This is a genomic window from Bremerella sp. JC817, from assembly GCF_040718835.1.
In the GTDB taxonomy this organism is placed as follows: domain Bacteria; phylum Planctomycetota; class Planctomycetia; order Pirellulales; family Pirellulaceae; genus Bremerella.
In genome coordinates, this window is sequence record NZ_JBFEFG010000212.1 from 1 (window position 1) to 358 (window position 358).

Annotated in this window: 1 pseudogene; it reads left to right on the plus strand. The window is 65.9% G+C overall.

What is annotated here, in order from left to right:
* Positions 1–358: pseudogene (locus tag AB1L30_RS01015) on the plus strand (hypothetical protein); the annotation flags it as partial.

Genomic DNA, 358 nt, shown 5'->3' on the forward strand with positions numbered 1-358 from the left:
TCGGCCGCGTGGTCGACGCGCTCGGCAACCCGATCGACGGCAAGGGCCCGATCGAAAGCACACAGCGCAGCCGCGTCGAAGTGAAGGCGCCGGGCATCATCCCGCGCGAATCCGTGTCCGAGCCGGTGCAGTCGGGCCTCAAGGCGATCGACGCGCTCGTGCCCGTCGGCCGCGGCCAGCGCGAACTGATCATCGGCGACCGCCAGACCGGCAAGTCCGCCGTCGCGATCGACACCTTCATCAACCAGAAGGAAGTCAACAAGGGCGACGACGAGGGCAAGAAGCTCTACTGCATCTACGTCGCCGTCGGCCCAGATCGTCACGATTCCTACAATCGCTCCATCCGCAGCTTGAGCCA